Origin of the sequence: Actinomadura sp. 6N118 (assembly GCF_044326415.1) — a bacterium.
Taxonomy (GTDB): domain Bacteria; phylum Actinomycetota; class Actinomycetes; order Streptosporangiales; family Streptosporangiaceae; genus Spirillospora.
This window is the reverse complement of the sequence record NZ_JBIRAZ010000026.1, coordinates 68,574-86,829: the sequence shown is the minus strand read 5'-3', so window position 1 is coordinate 86,829 and position 18,256 is coordinate 68,574. Positions and strand designations below refer to the sequence as shown.

At 68.8% G+C, this 18,256-nt stretch carries 19 protein-coding genes; 9 read left to right on the top strand and 10 right to left on the bottom strand.

Annotated elements, in window-relative coordinates:
* Nucleotides 1–109 precede the first annotated feature (109 nt).
* The 4 genes from ACH34W_RS45710 to ACH34W_RS45695 form a co-directional block, all read right to left on the bottom strand.
* Nucleotides 110–1,066, bottom strand: coding sequence for a PfkB family carbohydrate kinase (locus ACH34W_RS45710; RefSeq protein ID WP_395967507.1), 957 nt, complete (start codon nt 1,064–1,066; stop codon nt 110–112).
* 194 nt (nt 1,067–1,260) lie between these two features.
* Nucleotides 1,261–2,055, bottom strand: coding sequence for a glycoside hydrolase family 16 protein (locus ACH34W_RS45705; protein WP_395967506.1), 795 nt, complete (start codon nt 2,053–2,055; stop codon nt 1,261–1,263).
* 140 nt (nt 2,056–2,195) lie between these two features.
* On the bottom strand, nt 2,196–3,083 hold the full coding sequence (sigJ, locus tag ACH34W_RS45700) for an RNA polymerase sigma factor SigJ (RefSeq protein ID WP_395967505.1): 888 nt from the start codon (nt 3,081–3,083) through the stop codon (nt 2,196–2,198).
* 163 nt (nt 3,084–3,246) lie between these two features.
* Entirely contained in the window at nt 3,247–4,269 is a 1,023-nt protein-coding gene (locus tag ACH34W_RS45695) for a VOC family protein (protein ID WP_395967504.1), read from the bottom strand.
* A 157-nt stretch (nt 4,270–4,426) separates the two neighbouring features.
* Here ACH34W_RS45695 and ACH34W_RS45690 point away from each other — a divergent pair, with 157 nt between their 5' ends.
* Nucleotides 4,427–5,029, top strand: a complete 603-nt coding sequence (locus ACH34W_RS45690) for a TetR/AcrR family transcriptional regulator (protein ID WP_395967503.1) — start codon at nt 4,427–4,429, stop codon at nt 5,027–5,029.
* 34 nt (nt 5,030–5,063) lie between these two features.
* On the opposite strand, the gene ACH34W_RS45685 is transcribed toward ACH34W_RS45690, so the two are convergent.
* On the bottom strand, nt 5,064–6,005 hold the full coding sequence (locus tag ACH34W_RS45685; RefSeq protein ID WP_395967502.1) for a LysR family transcriptional regulator: 942 nt from the start codon (nt 6,003–6,005) through the stop codon (nt 5,064–5,066).
* A gap of 100 nt (nt 6,006–6,105) precedes the next feature.
* On the opposite strand from ACH34W_RS45685, the gene ACH34W_RS45680 reads away from it, so the two are divergent.
* Nucleotides 6,106–7,593, top strand: coding sequence for a pyridoxal phosphate-dependent decarboxylase family protein (locus tag ACH34W_RS45680; RefSeq protein WP_395967501.1), 1,488 nt, complete (start codon nt 6,106–6,108; stop codon nt 7,591–7,593).
* On the opposite strand, the gene ACH34W_RS45675 is transcribed toward ACH34W_RS45680, so the two are convergent.
* The 3 genes from ACH34W_RS45675 to ACH34W_RS45665 form a co-directional block, all read right to left on the bottom strand.
* Nucleotides 7,535–8,116 (bottom strand): peroxiredoxin-like family protein, encoded by a 582-nt coding sequence (locus ACH34W_RS45675; RefSeq protein ID WP_395967500.1) that lies wholly within the window; start codon nt 8,114–8,116, stop codon nt 7,535–7,537. The genes ACH34W_RS45680 and ACH34W_RS45675 overlap by 59 nt on opposite strands.
* Nucleotides 8,117–8,367: 251 nt before the next feature.
* Entirely contained in the window at nt 8,368–8,766 is a 399-nt protein-coding gene (locus ACH34W_RS45670) for an amidohydrolase family protein (RefSeq protein ID WP_395967499.1), read from the bottom strand.
* Nucleotides 8,763–9,314: a hypothetical protein gene (locus tag ACH34W_RS45665; RefSeq protein ID WP_395967498.1), complete on the bottom strand. Its 552-nt coding sequence runs from the start codon at nt 9,312–9,314 to the stop codon at nt 8,763–8,765. The genes ACH34W_RS45670 and ACH34W_RS45665 overlap by 4 nt, the downstream gene beginning before the upstream one ends.
* A gap of 199 nt (nt 9,315–9,513) precedes the next feature.
* Between ACH34W_RS45665 and ACH34W_RS45660 the strand changes: the two genes are divergently transcribed.
* Nucleotides 9,514–9,900 carry a VOC family protein gene (locus tag ACH34W_RS45660; protein ID WP_395967497.1) on the top strand — a complete coding sequence of 129 codons (387 nt, stop codon included), beginning with the start codon at nt 9,514–9,516 and terminating at the stop codon, nt 9,898–9,900.
* A gap of 31 nt (nt 9,901–9,931) precedes the next feature.
* On the opposite strand, the gene ACH34W_RS45655 is transcribed toward ACH34W_RS45660, so the two are convergent.
* Nucleotides 9,932–10,600, bottom strand: a complete 669-nt coding sequence (locus tag ACH34W_RS45655; protein ID WP_395967496.1) for a response regulator — start codon at nt 10,598–10,600, stop codon at nt 9,932–9,934.
* Entirely contained in the window at nt 10,575–11,837 is a 1,263-nt protein-coding gene (locus tag ACH34W_RS45650) for a sensor histidine kinase (protein ID WP_395967495.1), read from the bottom strand. The genes ACH34W_RS45655 and ACH34W_RS45650 overlap by 26 nt, the downstream gene beginning before the upstream one ends.
* A 174-nt stretch (nt 11,838–12,011) precedes the next feature.
* Here ACH34W_RS45650 and ACH34W_RS45645 point away from each other — a divergent pair, with 174 nt between their 5' ends.
* From ACH34W_RS45645 to ccsB, 6 genes are all read left to right on the top strand, one after another.
* The gene (locus ACH34W_RS45645) at nt 12,012–12,239 is read left to right on the top strand and encodes a hypothetical protein (protein ID WP_395967494.1); all 228 of its coding nucleotides are present in this window, start codon (nt 12,012–12,014) and stop codon (nt 12,237–12,239) included.
* Complete coding sequence (locus ACH34W_RS45640) at nt 12,236–12,967, top strand: ABC transporter ATP-binding protein (RefSeq protein WP_395967493.1); 732 nt, start codon at nt 12,236–12,238, stop codon at nt 12,965–12,967. The genes ACH34W_RS45645 and ACH34W_RS45640 overlap by 4 nt, the downstream gene beginning before the upstream one ends.
* A complete protein-coding gene (locus ACH34W_RS45635) occupies nt 12,964–15,420 on the top strand; it encodes an FtsX-like permease family protein (protein ID WP_395967492.1) in 2,457 nt (818 codons plus the stop codon). Before ACH34W_RS45640 ends, ACH34W_RS45635 begins: the two co-directional genes overlap by 4 nt.
* A gap of 64 nt (nt 15,421–15,484) precedes the next feature.
* The gene (locus ACH34W_RS45630; protein WP_395967491.1) at nt 15,485–16,462 is read left to right on the top strand and encodes an ABC transporter ATP-binding protein; all 978 of its coding nucleotides are present in this window, start codon (nt 15,485–15,487) and stop codon (nt 16,460–16,462) included.
* The gene (locus ACH34W_RS45625; RefSeq protein WP_395967490.1) at nt 16,459–17,226 is read left to right on the top strand and encodes an ABC transporter permease; all 768 of its coding nucleotides are present in this window, start codon (nt 16,459–16,461) and stop codon (nt 17,224–17,226) included. The genes ACH34W_RS45630 and ACH34W_RS45625 overlap by 4 nt, the downstream gene beginning before the upstream one ends.
* 19 nt (nt 17,227–17,245) lie before the next feature.
* On the top strand, nt 17,246–18,244 hold the full coding sequence (gene ccsB, locus ACH34W_RS45620) for a c-type cytochrome biogenesis protein CcsB (RefSeq protein WP_395967489.1): 999 nt from the start codon (nt 17,246–17,248) through the stop codon (nt 18,242–18,244).
* Nucleotides 18,245–18,256 lie beyond the last annotated feature (12 nt).

Below are 18,256 nucleotides of genomic sequence, written 5' to 3'. Positions count from 1 at the left end.
CCGTACTGGAGCCTGAACGGCACTGAATCGCACAACAGCGATTCCGTCCTCCCCCTGAGGCGAAGCGGCAAACCGACGACACCCAAGTTCGAACTCGTTTTTGCAATGCTTACGTCCACTGTGCGGATTTCGCGTGCGGCACCTCAGCGTCTGGTGGACTCTCCACACGTTCCAGCATGTCGTGGAGCCCCTGTGATGTGAGCTCCGGCCGGCCGCCGGGATGTCCCACGGTCGTGGCGGCGGCCGCGACGGCCAGAAACGCGGTCTGCTCCGGCGAGAACCCCCGAGCCAGCCCGGCCACGAGCGCCGCGGTGAACGCGTCCCCGGCACCGGTCGTGTCCTTCACGGGCGTCTCGATCAACGGCAGCGCCAGGTGGCCTCCGGTCCAGACGAAGACGTTGCCCCCGGATTCCACAGCCAGAGCCACCAGCGAAGGTCCGCAACGCAGCAGTTCCCTGCCTGCCCGTACCGCCGCCTCCACGCCCTCAAGCCGGGCGCCGACGAGCAGCTCGGCCTCCTTGGCATCGGCACGCACGACATCCGCAGCGGCAAGCAGCTCCTCTCGATGCTCCTCTTCGGGAACGCCGTCGAGCGCGACCCGGACACCGGCATCCCGCGCGAGGGTGACGGCTGCCCGTACTGCCGCTGACGGCTGCTGAAGTTGCACACTCACCCACTGAGCGGCCCGGAGCCGATCGGCTGCGGCGGCGACATCCGCCTCGGAGAGCAACATCGGGCCCGGCAGGTCTTCCAGGTAGCGCCATCGCCCCGTTCCCTCGACCACATCGACGATCAGCCCCGTCACCTCCCCGCTCCTCCGGACCACCAAGGAATCGTCGATCCCGTCACGCCGTATCTGGTCGAGCAGGCGCTCCCCCACCTCGTCCTCACCGACCACCCCGACCAGGCCCACGGACATGCCCAGCTGCGCCAGGGCGACAGCCTGGTTGGCGCCCTTCCCGCCCAACAGCTCCCGCCGCCGCCGTACCCCGGCCGTGCCTCCCGGCCCGGGCACCTCGTCGACGACCAGCACCAGATCACGCGCGATCTGCCCCACTACGACCACGTCAGGAACGGGAGCCGACATCATGCCCTTTCGCTGGTCCAGACATGCGGGATGACTACCTCGCCGTGACCGGGCTAAACCGAGGTCACCTGGCGGCCTGCCGGGTCGTCTGGCGGCCTGCCGGGTGGTCTGCCCGGTGCCGCAGCCGATGTCGAGGACGTGATCGTGGAGCTGGACGCCAACCGCCTGCAAGCTCAGGGGGCTCGCCGATAACCACGGACGTAGTCGACCGTGAATTCCTTGGGGTACGGCCGAGCCTGCACGGGCGCCTTTGGATCGTCGGGGAACTCGTAGATGTTGAGCATGAACTGCATCGGATAGTTCGGGGACTGCTCCACGACCTTGACCAGCCGTTGATCGAGGTAGAACGCGACGTGCTCCGGCGTCCATTCGGCGGCGTACGTGTGGAATTCCCGGGCATCGATCGCAACGACCTCGGCGGCGAACTCATCCTGGATGCTGGGATCTCCCCAGGGATGCAGGCCCATGCCGACCGCCGCGCGGTCCGGCGTCACCTCACGCCCAAAGATCTCGCATATGCAGATCTCCGCTGACCGTTCAGGCCGGTCCTCGTACCCGATCATCCACAGGGCGACCATGCAGCGAGGGTCGTCGATCGCCTTGGCGCGCATCTCGAACAGCCCGTACCGAGGTGTGTAGAGCCTGGTGTTCTGCTGCGCCTCCCGGACCAGGAGGCCTGGCTTGAAGCGCAACTGCCCGATGCCGCTCCCGACCGGACCGGCGAAGAGCCCCGTCTGCAGTGAGGAGACTCGGATGCCGCCGTCGTACTCGGGGGACCAGGGCTGCTGGTCTTCCTCGATGAGCAGCCGTAGCACGCCGTCGCCGATCCGGTATCTGGTCGCCGTGGCCTCGCGGGAACTCCAGTGCGGCAGGTAGTACGGCAACCAGCGGGACTCGTCGAGGTCATCGCTGTCGAAGGAGTCCTCGAACTCCAGCACATAGCCGTCTTTGCTCAAAGGATCGTTCACGCGGCCAGTACCTTCCAGATCTGTCATGACGCTCCTCGGGCGTGGCGGGCTCTTCGTCAGCATCACGTTCGGTGATCTCCGATCGGCCGATCGGACTCACGTGCTGCCGGTCCGAATTCTCGCCCGTGCGACGGCCTCGGTCAGCTGAGCCGGGCGAGCTTGTCGGGGTTGGTCACGGTGTAGATCCCGGACACGTGCTCGCCGTCGGGGGTGAGGTCGAGAACGATGACGGCGAAGGGGGCGTCGCCGGAGAAGAGCAGGGCCGACGGGTCGCCGTTGACGGTCCGGTAGCGGATGTTCAGGTTCGCGAGGGGGCGGCGGTGCGAGATCGCGATGATCAGGCGGGCGATCTTGTCGCGGCCGTGCAGCGGCCGCAGGCCCGCGGCCACCGCTTTGCCGCCGCCGTCGGCCCACAGGGTCACGTCCGGCGCCAGGACCCGCAGCAGGGCCTCAAGGTCCCCGCCGATGATGGCGTGCAGGAACCGCTCGGTCACCTGCCGCTGGACGTTCGGGTCGGCCTGGTAGCGGGGGCGACGGGCCAGGACGTGCTCGCGGGCCCGGTGGGCGACCTGGCGCACGGCCGCGGGTGAGCGGCCGAGGATGCCGGCGATCTCGGTGTGCGGGTAGCCGAACACCTCATGCAGGACGAACACCGCCCGCTCCAGCGGTGTGAGGGTCTCCAGTACCACCAGCAGTGCCATGGACACCGACTCGGCGCGTTCTGCATGGTCGGCGGCGCCGGTGACCAGCGGTTCGGGCAGCCATGGGCCGATGTAGGTCTCGCGGCGGCGCCGGATGCTGCTCTGCCGGGCCAGAGCGTGGTTGACCGCGATCCGCACCAGGTAGGCGCGCGGGTTCTCGATCCCGTCAATCCCGTCGCGGCTGCGGGACGCCCACGACAACCAGGTCTCCTGCAGCACGTCCTCAGTGTCGGCGACGCTGCCGAGCAGGTTGTAGACGATGGAGAACAGCAGTTCGCGGTGGTCAACGAACGCCTCGGTCGCGATGTCGTCCGGCGTGTCGTGCATGGTGGGCCTCCTGTTGCGCGCTCCCAACCGAGATGCACCGCGACACCAGGAATGTGACGTCAGACCAGCAACTGTGGCCTATCTCGCACGGTGTCACATTCGGCGGCGTCCTTGCCCTCTTGGGTGGCATGGATACCGCTGGCTCATGGCGGAGCTTCGGCACTCAGCCGATGGCTTCGCGGAAGATCACCGCAGTGCCCAGTGCTGCGGCGGCGGGCACAAAGATGTCACCGGCAGCCGTTCGCCCCAGGGTGAACCCGTTCCGCCGGAGGAGGTCCCGGGTGACCGCGATGTCCTCGACCGTGACCGCGTAGGCGGTCAAGGCCGGGAGGGCGGGAGGACGCTCACCTGGCAGCAACTCCTCGAGGTCGGAGCCGCCTACGAGTGTGAGCGCGGTGCCGTCGAGGTCGAACACCCGTCCCGGATGACCCGGCCCCGCGGCACCCGGCCCTGCGGCACCCGGCCCTGCGGCACCCGGCCTTGCGGCCTGCCCGAGGTACGTCTCGTACCTGCGCTCAACGGTGGCCAGCTCCGAGTCGGCGACGCACAGGACCACATCGGCGAGTTCGGTGGCCCCATTCGGGTGGGGCGGGACCGGCACGCCAGAGGGTTTGCCGGCCGCGATTCCCACACGTCCTTCCGGAACAGTTCCGGGTCTGGCGTCTGGTTCGTCGCCATCGATCTCAAGGTAACGAACATTTTCCGTGACGGTTCCCTGGAGCGTTTCCACCGGGCGCCGCACTGTGTTCACACCCCCGTGGCGCACGCCGTAGCCCCGCAGTCGTTCGGCGGCCGCGTCGATGTCGGGGGACTGCACGAAGAGGATGTGCAACCCCTCAAAGCGCCGTAGGCATGCCTCGATGGTGGCGCTGGTGTTGGCGATCCGTTCAATGAGAGTCGGCAGCACCTCGGCCGGTGCCTGAAGCGCCACGAGCTTGGCCTCACTCGGCATGCGGTGGGGCTCGCCGTCTCTGACACAGGTAACGAGCTCGATGAAGTTGCGGGAGAACTCGGCGTGCGTGTTGGCCGCACCGAACGGCTCCACCGGCGCGCCTTCCCGTGGCGCCATCGCAGGATAGGCGGGCGGCGGCAGTGTGAAACCCAGCCGCTGGTAAAGCGCGAGCGCCTCCTTCATGTCCTGAACGACATGGCCGACGTGATGCAGATATCCGATGTCGCCGACCATGTCAGGTCGCCTCCCCCACGCCTCGAAGCTCGTCGGCGACCCGCGCGTCCAGCACCCCATCCATCGTCCTCTGCCCGCGCCGCCGATCTGGATGATCATCCTAAAGTAGCTCGACCAAACGGTCAATCAATCTCCGAGCGGGTGTAGCGTCGTGCTGGTGAGCACGGAGCACATCGACGGCCGGCGTCTGCGCTACCTGCACCGACGTCCCGAGTTGCTGGAGGCCGTCACCGCCTACGTCCTCGACCACGGGGTGGGCGACCTGGCAATACGGCCACTGGCCGCCGCGATCGGAGTCAGCCACGGGACCCTCCTCCATCACTTCGGGACCAAGGAGAACCTGCTCACCGAGGTCATCGAGGTGTTGCGGCGGCGCCTGACGGACGCTGCGGGAGTCACGGAGACGGGCGAGAGCATCGACGCCCTCGCCACGTGGTGGCGCGGATCCACGACGGCCGAACGGCTGCCGCTGTACCGGCTGCTTTTCGAGGTCCATGCTCTGGCCGCACGCGACCCCGAGCGCTACCGGCGTTACCTCCGGCAGGTCGTCCACGACTCACGCGAACTCATGGAGAAGCTGGTCATCGCCGACGGATGCCCCACGCACCAGGCCCCCGCGGTGGCCTCGATCATCGTGGCGCAGGCGCGCGGCCTCCAACTGGATCTCGTCGCCACCGGCGACCACGAACGAACCGACCAGGCCTTCGCGCTCTTCCTGCAGATGATCAGCAATCTTCGCGACACCTGGCACCGCCCCTAGCCGGTCCCCCTGCCGGTCCGCCTAGCCGGTCCCCCTAGCCGGTCCGCCGCTTGTCATGTGCCGTCTGGCCTCGATGAGGTCTCGACGAAGCACTCCCTGCCGCGTGCTGCATGAGGAGTGCCGTGCGCAGAGCTTGGACGTGTGCGGTGTTGGCATCGGTCGTGCGGTAGGCGAGAGCGAGGGTGATCTCCCAGCGCGGCAGGTCGGCGACGGGTAGCTCGATGAGGGTGCCGGTGGCGAGATCGTTCATGACTGTTGACCGGGTCAGTACGCCGATGTGGCTGCCCCGGCGGGCGAGGCTCGCGACGGTCTCGGCGGGCGAGACGGCGTGAAGTCGCGAGGAGGGGATGGACGTGGTCCTGAGCAGTTGCAGGAAGCGCTCCGCGCCGTCGCCCCACACGGTGCAGGCGACCGCGCAGGCCGCCAGGTCGGCGACGTGCAGCGAGGATCGATCGGCCAGGTGGTGATCGGGATGGGCCACGCAGGTCATCGGATCGGTGAGGAACGGCTCAACCGTGATCGTGGACGGATAGGGGCCTGGGACCACGAAGCCGATATCGACGAGCCCGTCGTGCAGGAGCCGTAGGACGTCGTCACTGTGCGCGTCGGTGGAGCTGACCTCGACCTCTTGGGCGGCGAGGGCGTCGACTACCTGCGGCATGACGGTGGGCGCGAATGTGGAGTGCATGGCGACCTGTAGGCGCGGCCGGTTGTGCTCGCCGCGTACCGCGCTCACCGCCTCGTCTGCGAGAGCCAGGCACCGTTCGGCATAGGGCAGCAGGCGCTCGCCGGCGGGGGTCAGCCGCACGCCGCGCTGGGTGCGCAGGAACAGCCGTCGGCCCAGGTCGCGTTCGAGCCGTGCCATGCGTTCGCTGACGGTGGGCTGGCTCAGGTGCAGCCGCGCCGCGCCGCGTCCAAAACTCCCCGCTCCCGCGACGGACAGGAACACTCGGAGGTCCTCCAGCGACAGCGCCATAGGAGAAGGCTATGGCTCCCCATCGGCATGACCCCACTTCCCGGTAAGCCCGCTGTTTGTGAGGCTCGATTCCGTCACCGACAACTCTGGGAGCGGCATCTTGGAATTCACCACCGAAACTTTCGCGGCCGAGCACGAGCGGACCGGCGCGATGGTGACGGAGCTGGTCGCCGACTACGTGCGCTCACTCGAGACCGCCCCTGTGTGCTCAGATGCGAGTCCGGAAGAGTTGCGGGCGCTGTTCGACGGGCCGCTGCCCGACGAGGGAGCGGAGGTGGAGCAGCTGCTCCAGGTCATCACCCGCCAGGTGATCCCGCACGCGATGAACGTCTCCAGCCCGCGGTACTTCGGCCTGTTCAACCCCACGCCCCTGCCGATCGCGGTCTGGGTCGACGCGCTGTGCTCGGCGCTCAACCAGAACGGCGCCGCCTGGCGGCAGGCGCCCTCGACGAGCGCGCTGGAAGCCTGCGTGATCCGGTGGCTGTGCGGCCTCGTCGGCTACTGCGAGCCCGGTTTCGGAACGCTGACCAGCGGCGGGTCGGAGGCCAATCTGATCGCGCTGAAGTGCGCCCGCGACGCCGCCGCGGCCCGCGCGCCGGCACAAGGCCTCACCGGGCACACCGGCCCGCTTCGCGTGTACGCCTCCGAGCAAAGCCATTTCTCGCTGGTCAAGGCCGCCGACATCCTCGGAATCGGCCGGGCCAACGTCCGGAAGATCGACACCGACGGCCGGTTCCGCGTCCGGGTCGACAGGTTGCGTGAGGCCATCGACCAGGACCAGGCCGCCGGGTACCAGCCCTGTTGCGTCATAGGTGTGGCCGGCGCCACCTCCACCGGGGCGATCGACCCGCTCGACGAGCTCGCCAGGACGGCTGAAGAGTACGGGCTGTGGTACCACGTCGACGCGGCCTATGGCGGCGCGATGGCGTTCTCGCCCGCACATCGCGGCGCGCTACGCGGCATCGAACGGGCCGACTCGGTGACCCTCGACCCGCATAAGTGGATGTTCGTACCGTTCTCTTGCGGAGCGGTGCTGATCAGAGATGGTGTACCGGTCCTGCGCGAGGCGTTCGACATCACCCCTGAGTACGTGGGTGATGACAGCGCGCTCGACTTCTTCCGCTACGGCCAGCTCGGCACCCGCCGCGCCAACGCGCTCAAGCTCTGGGCGGCGCTGCGCCGCCTGGGCCGCACCGGGTACCGGAAAATCATCGAAAGGCAGCTGTCGCTCACCCGCTATCTCGCCTCCGAGCTGGCCGGTCTCGACGACTTCGACGTGGTGGGCGACGTGCAGACGGCGGTCTGCTGCGTACGCTTCATGCCCGGCGGCATGACCGCTATCCAGGACGATCTGCAGAACGCCCTGCAGCAGCGCATCGAACGCAGCGGGCACGCCTGGCTGTCAACCACCGTCCTGAACGGACGCCGAGCACTACGAATCAACGTCAACAGCGTTCTCACTCAGCGGCAACACATCGACGACCTGATCGCCCTGCTCCGCCGCGAAGGCAGCATCCTCAGCGCCGGGGTCAGTCCCGGGTCGAGGTGGCCAGGCGCAGCAGTTCGTCGACCGACCATTGGTCGCTGAAATGCCTGCCGTACTTGACGGCCCTTACCTGCCCCTCGATATCGATAAGGAAGTCAGCCGGAAGGCCGATGAGGCTCTCCCGTTTGGTGGGGTAGGGCCTGCCACCGGCACGCAGGCCACGTGCCACGGTCACCCAAGCACGCGGGTCCATCGGGCGGGACCAGGCCTGGGGATGCAGCAGGGCCCACCGGGATTTTTCCACCCCGAAGGTGACATAGAGCTTCTTGTCCGGGTCGGCGATCACCGCGAAGGGAAGCTCGCCCTGGTGGGGCAGCATGTCTTCGCTGGAGGAGTGGAACACCACGACCTCACGGATTCCTGCGCCAACGATCTCCTCGTGCCGCCGGGTGATCGACCGCAGATGGATGTTGCAGATGGGGCACCCCGCATAGCGCCGGAACTGCAGATGGGTCATGCCCTCGGGGCTGGGAACGGTGATCTGCTCAGAACGGATCGTCTCCACCTCGATGAGCGGGGAGCGATCACCCGGCTCCAGACGTCTGGTGGGCTTGAGGGACTTCATAAAGGTGCCTTCTTCCCTTCTTCTGGTTTCGATGGCCGACACCAATAGAGAGGGATACAGACGCCAACGTGTGACATCGCGGCACCGACGGCCGCCCAACTGTTCCGTGAGCGCGGATACACGGCGCGGGCATCGATGACATAGGGAGGCCGCAGGAATCTCCGGCCCGGATATTCGTCGACGAATGGGTGAACGTGCTTCGCCAGGTGCGGCCAGAACTCGGTGACGCCGAGTCGCGGGAACAGGAAGGGTCAGCGGGACTGCCGGACGCCGCGGCGCCACACCTCGCGGAGGGCGCGGGTGGCGGTGATGTCTCGGGTGGGGTCACCGTCTACAAGGATCAGGTCGGCGCGCAGCCCGGGCGCGACGCGCCCGCGGTCGGACAGGCCGAAGTGGTGGGTGACGACGCTGGTGCTCGCGGTCAGCGCCTCGATCGGCGTGAGCCCGGCTTCCTTGGTCAGCAGTTCCAGTTCGCGGTGCAGCCCGTCGCCGTGACGTGGCGCGAAGAGAGTGGCGTCGGCGCCGGCCAGCAGCGGCACACCGGCCTGGTGCAGCGCCTGTGCCACGTGCGCGCCGCGCACGAGGGCTTGGGGATCATCCTCGCTCGTGGCCTCGATGTAGGCGAGCGTGGTGATCACGAAGACGTTCACCGGGTCACCTCGGCGGAGGTGAGCCGCTCTTCGACCAGGGCGAGCATCTGCGAGCGGCCGGAGTTGACCGTGCGGTGCAGTCTCACGTACTGCTCCCAGCCCCATGTGGCAGCCCGGAACACCGGACTGATGTGGCCGCACTTACCGCAGGTGCGCAGGCTCTCGTCGCCGTTGAACCTCGTCATCGCCTGCACGGCCTCGTACATCGTGGCGAAGACCGGGAAGCGGACGCCCTCCTGGCCGCCGTGCTCCTCCGGCTTGGTCGGGTCGGCGCTGAAGACGTGCTTCAGGAGGAACTCCTGGCACTCCGGGCAACGGATGTGGATGCCCTCATGCTGCTCCCCTAGGTCGGCACCGGCCTCGGTCTGCCGCTGGACGATGACCTGGAACAGGTAGGCATCGGGGTTGTGCGGCTCCTTGAGGAAGGAGCTCACCCCATGGAACTTGGGGGCGACGATCAGGTATCCCGGTGGGCACATGGACAGGTTGGACGCGAAGCAGTAAGCGACCTCCTCCTGCGAGTTCTCGTGGAAGAACTGGCCGGGCACCCATGGTCATCGGCACGGCTTGTTCGGCGATGTTCATCCCGTCGCCTCGTCCACAAAATCGGCGGCATACCGCGTTTCAGGCATCGTGGGCTCCTTTATTGACTGCATCCTGAGAGGTGTTCACGCGCCCGAGTGTGACGTCCAGGCAGGGAACCGTGACCTGGATCTCACAACCCGCTACTGACCGGGAGGTTCTGACGTGACCAGTAGGTTCACCGAGCTTGCGATCGACTGTGCCGATCCCCAAGGTCTCGCACGGTTCTGGTGCGCGGTCCTGGACTACGAGGTTCAAGACGAGGACGACGGAATTGTCACAATTGGCCCCTCTACGGCCCCTGAAGGCAAGAACCACCCTGGCCCAGTGCCGCCGACGTTGACGTTCGCGCACGTGCCCGAGGGCAAGACCGTCAAGAACAGGCTCCACATCGACCTCAGCCCAGCCGACAGGGAGCAAGACGAAGAGGTCCGCCGCCTGCTCGACCTAGGTGCTCGACACGCCGACGTCGGCCAAGGCGATGAGAGCTGGGTCGTACTTGCCGACCCGGAGGGGAACGAGTTCTGCGTCCTAGCGGGCCGCCGCCCCTGATCGGAGGCCGCAGACGGCGCCAGACCTACGGTCAGCGCTGCGTCTCGGTACGCGGGCGGTTGATGCCGTTCTCGTAGGCGAAGATGACGGCCTGGACGCGGTCGCGGAGGTCGAGCTTCATCAGGATGCGCTTGACGTGCGTTCTGATCGTCGATTCCTCGACGACGAAGGCGGCGGCGATCTCACGGTTGGACAGGCCGCGGGCCACGAGCCCGAGGACCTCCCGTTCGCGCGGGGTGAGGTGGTCGAGCTTGGCCTGGTCGGTGAGGTCGGGGGTGGGCTGCTGGGACATGCGGTCGATGACGCGGCGGGTGACCGATGGCGACAGCAGGGAGTCGCCCGCGGCGACCAGGTGGACTGCCGCGATCAGTTCCTCGGGTCGGGTGCGTTTGAGCAGGAAGCCGGAGGCGCCGGCACGCAAGGCACCGAAGATGTAGTCGTCCTGCTCGAAGGTCGTCAGGATCAGCACCCTTGAGTGCGGGACGGCGCGTGACAGCTCGCGGGTGGCGCCGATGCCGTCGAGATCGGGCATGCGGACGTCCATCAGGACGACCTCGGGGGCGAGCCCGCGTGCTCGGTGGACGGCCTCCCTGCCGGTCGCCGCCTGGCCGACGATCTCGATGTCGGGGTCGGCGGTGAGAAGTTCGATGAGCCCGGCGCGCATCAGGTCGTCGTCATCGGCTATCAGGACGCTGGTCACGCGCGGATCCTCCGTACGGGATGCGGGCGTCCACCCGGAAGGTGCCGTTGGCGCGCCCGGTGGTCAGCGTGCCGCCGAGCAGTGTCGCACGTTCACGCATGCCGATCAGTCCGTGGCCGCCGCCGGGCCGTGGCGCCGCATCGCGGTTCACCGGGTTGATCACGGTCAGGGCCAGCGCGGTCTCGGTGTAGGTGACACGGATCCGGGCGCTGCCGGCTCCGTGTCGAGCGGCGTTGCTGAGCGCCTGCTGGAGGATGCGGTAGGCCGCCTGGTCGGTCGCGGCGCCAAGGGTGCGCGGCGCGCCCTCGATGGCACGTGTCACTGTCAGGCCTGCTTCGGCATGGTGGACGATCAGAGTGTCGAGGGAGGACAGGCCTGCCGGGGCCTCCACCTCCGGGTCGCGGAGACCGTGGGCGCCGGACGGGCCGTCTTCGCGGAGCGAGCCGACGATCTGGTCGATCTCCTCGGCGGTGTGCCGCGCCAGTTCCTCGATCGCTTCGAGAGCGGGCAGCGAACGGTCTTCGTCCTGGTGATGGCGAAGCCGGGCGGCTCCAGCACGGACCGCGATCAGGCTGATCGCGTGACCGGCCGAGTCGTGCAGGTCGCGGGCGATCCGGGCACGTTCCTCGGCGACGGCGAGCAGGCGATCGCGTTCGGCGTCGTGCTCGGCGCGGCGGGCCTGCTCGTGCAGTTCGTCCATCTGAGCTCGGCGCAGGCGTGTGCGCTCCCCCGCGAACCAGGCCACGACCCAGGGCAGCCCGGCGTGGACGAGCCAGAAGCCCGGGAAGATCCGTTCACCGGCGGCGGTGGCACTCAGGAACGCCACGAACAGGCCGGCCACCACACCGGCGCTGCCCACCGTCCAGGGCGTCTCACGGTCGCGGCCCGCCGCGAGCACGTAAAGGGCCGCGGGAGGCCCGAGGATCAGGTTGATCGGATAGCCGAGACCCGCCAGCAGCACCCCGGCCACCGCGGTGACCACGAAGACGCCGAACGGGAATCGCCGCCAGGCGGTGAACGGCAGAGCCGAGCACGCCACCAGCAGCACACCCGCGGCGTCGGGGTCGCGCGATCCCGAGCTGAGCGCGCCGATCCCGTGCGAGACCGGGGCGTCGCCGCTGTGCGAAACCAGCATCAGCGACACGGCGCAGAGGAGCGCCGCGAGGCCGGCGTCAAGCACCGTTCGTGAGCCTGGCCGGAACGCGGGGCGCCAGCGGGCTGTGGCTGTCGACGTCATGACACCGCCAGCGTAGACGGGCGTCCGGCGGAGGCCGTCGCCCAGATGGATGATCCGCGTCCACTCGATGGGGACGCGCAAGGTCCTCTCGCGGGGCGTTTCGGCGCATAGGGGCGCCTTCCTAGCGTGGCGGCGACGGGGCAGAGCACGAAGACCTGGGAGAGGACAACCGAGATGAACGATCCGTCCCGCCGGTTCAAGGCCGGCGACGGTGACACGGGGATACCACGCTGGGTGAAGGTCGCGGGGGCCGTCGTCGGTCTTCTGGTCCTGCTCGCCGTGGTCGTGATGCTCATGAGCGGCGGCGGCCACACGCCGCGACGCCACGGCGGCGACCCGAGCAGCACCCCACCGGCCAGCGTTCCGGCTGGCCACACACCACCCACGGGCGGTCACGGATGAACGCCGCGACAGGCACGCCGACCGCGGGACGCGCGATCCAGGTCAGCGACGTCGTCAAGGCGTACCCGTCGAGCGCCGGAGAGGTGGTCGCCGTCGACCATCTCGACCTGGGCATCGACGACGGCGAGTTCGTCGCGATCGTCGGGCGCTCCGGCAGCGGCAAGACGACCGTCCTCAACCTCCTCGCCGGAATCGACCGGCCGACCTCCGGGACGCTCCATGTCGCGGGTGCCGACCTCGGATCGCTGTCCGAGTCCGGGCTCGCCGCTTGGCGAGGGCGGTACGTGGGGCTGGTGTTCCAGTTCTTCCAGCTGCTGCCGACCTTGACAGTGGCTGAGAACGTGATGCTGCCGATGGACTTCGCCAAGAGAATCCCGCAAGGCGAACGCCTCGATCGCGCCCGGCGGCTGCTGGACCGGGTCGGAATCGGCGACCAGGCCGGCAAACTGCCCGCCACCCTGTCCGGAGGCCAGCAGCAGCGGGCAGCGATCGCCCGCGCGCTCGCCAACGACCCGCCGTTGCTGCTGGCGGACGAACCGACCGGAAACCTCGACTCCCACACCGCCGACGCGGTCCTGGATCTGTTCGCCGACCTCAACGCCGAAGGACGCACCATCGTGGTGGTCACCCACGAACGCGACATCAGATCGATCGTCGGCCGCGAGATCACCTTGCGCGACGGCCGCATCGTCACCGACGAGACCGCACCGGCAGGGGTGCCGGAATGACCGGCCTGATGGCGGTGAAGCTGCTCCGGGACCTGCGGGCGGCCCGGGGCCGGCTGGCATTGATGGTGATCGCCATCGCGGTCAGCCTGACCGTGTTCGGCGGCATGCTGGCCGGATGGGCCTCCATCGGCCGGGAGACCAGCGGCGCCTACATGAGCACCGAACCCGCGTCCGCCACGATCGTCCTGGACAAGCCCGTCGACGCGGACCAGATGGCGACGATCACCGAGCAGGCGCGGCGGCGTCCCGGCGTGATCGAGGCGACCGGCCGGACACAGTTCGACACCGAGATCGAGGTCAACGGCCGCTCCCGCGCCGTGCCCCTCCAGGTGTTCGCCGCGACACCGGACGATCCCATGTCGATGGTGAAGTTCGATCTGCGGCAGGAGAGCCGCTGGCCGACCGCGCCCGGGGAGATCCTGATCGGACGGGATTCACTCACGCTGCTGGATGTCGCGGTCGGCGACACCGTCACCGTCCGGACGCCGAACGGGCCCACCGTTCCCCTGCGAGTGGCGGGCACCGTCTACGACCCCAGCCTCGCGCCCTCGCCGCAGGAGCAACGAGGACACGCTTACGTTTCCACGGCGGTGCTGACCACGTCCACGACCCCGGCCGTTCTGGACCAGCTGAAGATCCAGATCGCCGGCCCCGGCCGGACCACGCCCACCCGGGACCGCGCCACCGCCGTCGCCGTCGCGAGCGATGTCGGCGCCTGGCTGCAGCGCGACCACAGCCTCGCGATCGACGAGATCCAGGTCCCCAAGCCGTACGCACATCCGCACCAGTGGCAGTCCGACGTGCTGCTCCTGTCGCTGCTCGCGGGAGGCGCCGCGGCGCTGCTGCTGTCGACGATCCTCGTCGCCACCATGCTCAACAACCTGTTCACCCAGCAGATCCGGCAGATCGGCATCATGAAGGCGGTCGGTGCCCGTTCCGGCCGCATAGCGCGCCTGTACCTGACGATGACCCTGATCGTCGCCGCGTCCGCCACGCTGCTCGCTCTAGGACCCGCGATCTGGATCGGGCGCACGCTTCTGCAACGGCTACTGGAGATCCTCGGCATCGAGTCGACCGATCTCGGCGCCCCATGGTGGACTTACATGGTCATCGTCGCAGTCGGACTCGGCCTGCCGTTGCTGATGGCCCTGCCGCCACTGCTCAAGGCCAGCCGTACCACCGTCCGTGCGGCGATCGACCATCATGGCGGCAGCACCAAGCCGAGCGCCGCGACCGGAGTCGTCGCCAGGCTCAGCCGCCTCCCCCGTCTCGACCGCGGGCTGCTCATGGCACTTCGCAACACCGTCCGCAGACCGGCCCGTTTCTGGTTGTCGGTCGGCCTCCTGGCCAGTGCGGGCGCCGTGTTCGTCGCCGGGATGTCGCTGTCCTCCGGCACGAAGGCAGTCGACGAGCAGCGCAAGGAGCAGCGGTACTGGGACGTCGAGGCGGAATTGGCCGGCCCCGCCCGGCCGGATGCCGTTGCCAACGCGGTCCAGCGCCTGCCCGGCGTCACCCGGATCGAGGCATGGAACCGCGCACAGATCGGCATCACCGGGCCCGGCAAGCTGCCCCTGACCCGCACCTACCCCGACCAAGGCCACGGCAGCATCTCGGTGAACACAGTTCCAGCCGACCGCCCGGTCCCGCCGCCCAAGTTGCTGGACGGGCGATGGCTGAGACCGGGTGAGACCGGAGCCATCGTGCTCAACCAGATCACTCGCGACAACGCCGTGCCCGGCCTGGGCACGGGCGACACCGTGCGGTTGTTCATTGACGGAAAATCCACAACGTGGCGCATCGCCGGCGTCGTAGAAGAACGCGAATCGAGCGGTGGCGGCGTCTACACCACACCCGAGGCCTTCGCCGCCGCGACCGGCCGCCCCGCACAAGTCAACCGGCTCCGCGTCATCACCGGCGCTCACGACGAGCAGACCCGCACGTCCGTCGCCGGCGCCGTGAACAAAGCCCTCAATGGCGCGGGCATCACGGTGACGTCAGCAGTCTCCGTCAGCCGCAGCGAAGCCGCATCGGCCGGCCACCTCGGTCCCGTTCTCCTCGTTCTGCTGGCGATCGCGCTCCCCCTGGGCGTGGTCGGCGCCATCGGCCTTGCCTCCACCATGAGCAGCAACATCCTTGACCGGACCCGGGAGTTCGGCGTCATGCACGCCATCGGCGCCCGCCCCAAGACGGTCCGCCGCATCGTCGTCGCCGAAGGCGTCTTCCTCGCCCTCACCAGCTGCCTGGTCGCCACCGTCCCCGCACTCGTGCTCACCAAGGTGCTCGGCGACGGCTTGGGCAACCTCTTCCAGAAGGCCCCGCTGCCGTTCCAGGTCTCCTTCGCCGCCATCGCCATCTGGGTCGGGCTCGTCACGCTCGGAGCCGTCCTGGCCACCGACGCGGCAGCCACCCGAGCCTCGCGCATCACGGTCCGGGAAGCCCTCTCGTATCTTTGATCAGCGAAACGGGCGACAGATTGGTACTACAGCTCGTAGTATCAATCTGTCGATGGAGGTGATCATGCCTGTGAGCCCGTACGCCACTGCCGCCGGCACGGCGTCTGACGTGGTGAAAGCCGACGGCCACCCCCTCTACGAGGTCGCCGGTCTCGGCAAGAGCTATGGCGGCGCCGCGCAGGCGTTGGATGAGGTGAGCTTCGAGGTTCGGATGGGCGAAGTGTTCGGCGTGCTGGGACGTAATGGCGCCGGCAAGTCCACGTTGGTCCGGCATCTGGTGGGGCTGCTCCGGCCTGATGCCGGAACGGTGCAGCTTCTCGGCACCGACGTCGGCCGGGAGCCCACGGCGGCGGCTGAGCTGGTCGCTTACCTGCCCCAAACCGAAAGTGCCCTGTCGGATATGAGCGTTCGAGTGGCGGTGGAGACGACCGCCCGGCTACGTGGGATCCGGCGGAAGCAGGCGCGCGGCGAAGCCGCACGGTTGCTGGACGAACTCGCTCTCACGCCGCTCGCCGACCGCCGGATCGGGCGGCTGTCGGGCGGGCAGCGGCGCCTGGCGGGGGTGGCGGCCGTGCTGGCGGGCGACTGCCGGGTTCTGGTGCTGGACGAGCCGACGACCGGGCTGGACATCGATGCCCGGCACCGGGTGTGGGACGCGCTGCGGCGCCGTCGTGATGCCGGGGCCGCCATCGTGCTGGTCACGCACAACGTCGTCGAGGCGGAGACTGTGCTCGATCGTGTGCTTGTGCTGCGCGGCGGCCGGATGGCGGGCTGCGACACTCCGGGCGGGCTGAAAGCCGAGCTCGGTGACGACGTGCGGCTGGATCTGGCGTGGCGCGATGATCCGCCGGATCGACTGCCGGAGGCGATCACCGCTCGCGCGGTGGTGTCGGGACGGCGCTGGTCGTTGCGGTTGCCGAGCGCTGAGGCCCGGGGTCTTCTGTCGGAGTTGCTGGACGGGCCGGCCTTCGCGGCGCTCGACGACTTCACGCTCAGCACACCTTCGTTGGAGGACGTGCTGCTGGCGGGTGAGGAGCAGTGAGCGTCGCCGGACGGCGCGGACCCACCCCGCTCGCGGCTGCGGTACCGGCGATCTACACTGCGCAGCTCAGCCGGGCCAAGGCGGGCGGCGGTGCGATGGCGGTGGTCGCCACGCTGCAGTCGGTGGGCATCGTCGTGCTGCTGCACGGCACCGGCGGAACCGCGGCCGAGGAGTCGCGGGCCACGATCGTCGCCGGAGCGGCCCTGGGCGTGGTGGCTTTCCTGGCCCTCAACCTGCTGGCCCAGCGGTTCGGGGCGCTCAAGTCCGGTGGTGGGCTCGACTACTACGGGAGCCTTCCCATCCGGCCCGCCGCGGTCGTGCTGGGATTGTCGAGCGGGTACGTCACGTTCGCGATTCCCGGTGCGGTCGTCACGGCGGCGATCGGGACGGCCCTGTTCGATCTGCCCGTCACGTACGGCTGGATGTTGCTCGTCACCATGCTGACGAGCGGCATCACGTTCAGCGGGATCGGCGCTCTGTGCGGGCTGATGCCCTCCCGTCCGGAGATCGCCACGCTGGCCGGCCAGCTGGGGTTCACGCTCGTGCTCATGCTGGGCGTGATCCCGCCCGCCTCGTGGCCGTCCGTGCTGCGTCCGGTCAGAGCCGCGCTGCCACTCACCTATGACATCGACGCACTCGCCGGCGCTCTGACCAGCGCGCCGGACTGGCCGGGGATCGCCGCCCGCCTGGCTGGATCGGCTGCCTTCGGCGCCTGCTGCCTCGCTGTCGCCGCCCGCAGTTATCGCAACGCCCTCGATCAGTGACCCAGGAGGACCTCGCATCATGCCCCCCGATGCCTCACTCGCCTCGTTCAGCGAGCACCTGATGACCGCGACGATCGTCGTCTACACGCTCGCAGTCGTCGGCTATGTCGCCGCCTTCGCGGCCCGGCGACCAGCCACCGCCACGGCCGTCCGCAGCCCGGCCGCACGTAGCAAAGTCCTCGTCGGAGCGGGTGGGCCGCCGGTCGCGTCCGTCGCTGATGACGGCGAGACCGAAAGCGGACCAGGCGAACCCACATCACTGCTGGCATCGCCCGCCGCCCGCCTCTTGGCGCGCGGCGCGGTGCTGCTCACCCTCATCGGCTGGCTGCTGCATCTGGGCCAGATGTCCGGCCGCGGGCTCGCCGCCGAACGGCTGCCCTGGGGAACCATGGGCGAGTTCGTCACCGCGTTGGTGTTCGCGGCCGTCACGGGGCTGCTCGTGCTCATCCGGCGGCAGCAGGTCCGCTATCTCGGCCTGTTCGTCATGATCCCGAGCGTGCTCGGCCTCGGACTGTCCACCACCGTGCTGCACGTCCCGGTCGGCCCGCTCAGCCCGTCCCTGCACTCTTACTGGCTCGCCATCCACGTCACCGCGGCAGTGGTCGCGTCCGCCGGCTTCACCCTGTCGGCCGCCGCCAACCTGCTCTACCTCATCCGGGTACGGCATGAAGCAGGACGCCAGAACGCGCTGGCCATCCGCCTCCCCTCCGCACCTGCGCTGGAACGGCTCGCCCGGCAGATGACCGTCTTCGCCTTTCCGATGTGGACGTTCGCTGTGATCGCCGGGGCCATCTGGGCGGACCAGGCCTGGGGCCGCTATTGGGGCTGGGACCCCAAAGAGACCTGGGCGTTCATCACCTGGATCGTCTACGCGGCACACCTGCACGCCGGATCCACCATCGGCTGGCGCGGCCGCCCGGCCGCCGCCGTCGCGCTGGCGGGCTACGGATGCCTGCTGTTCAACCTCGTCGGCGTCAACCTCTGGCTGTCCGGAATGCACTCCTACGCCGGTATCTGACAGCGATGGAAC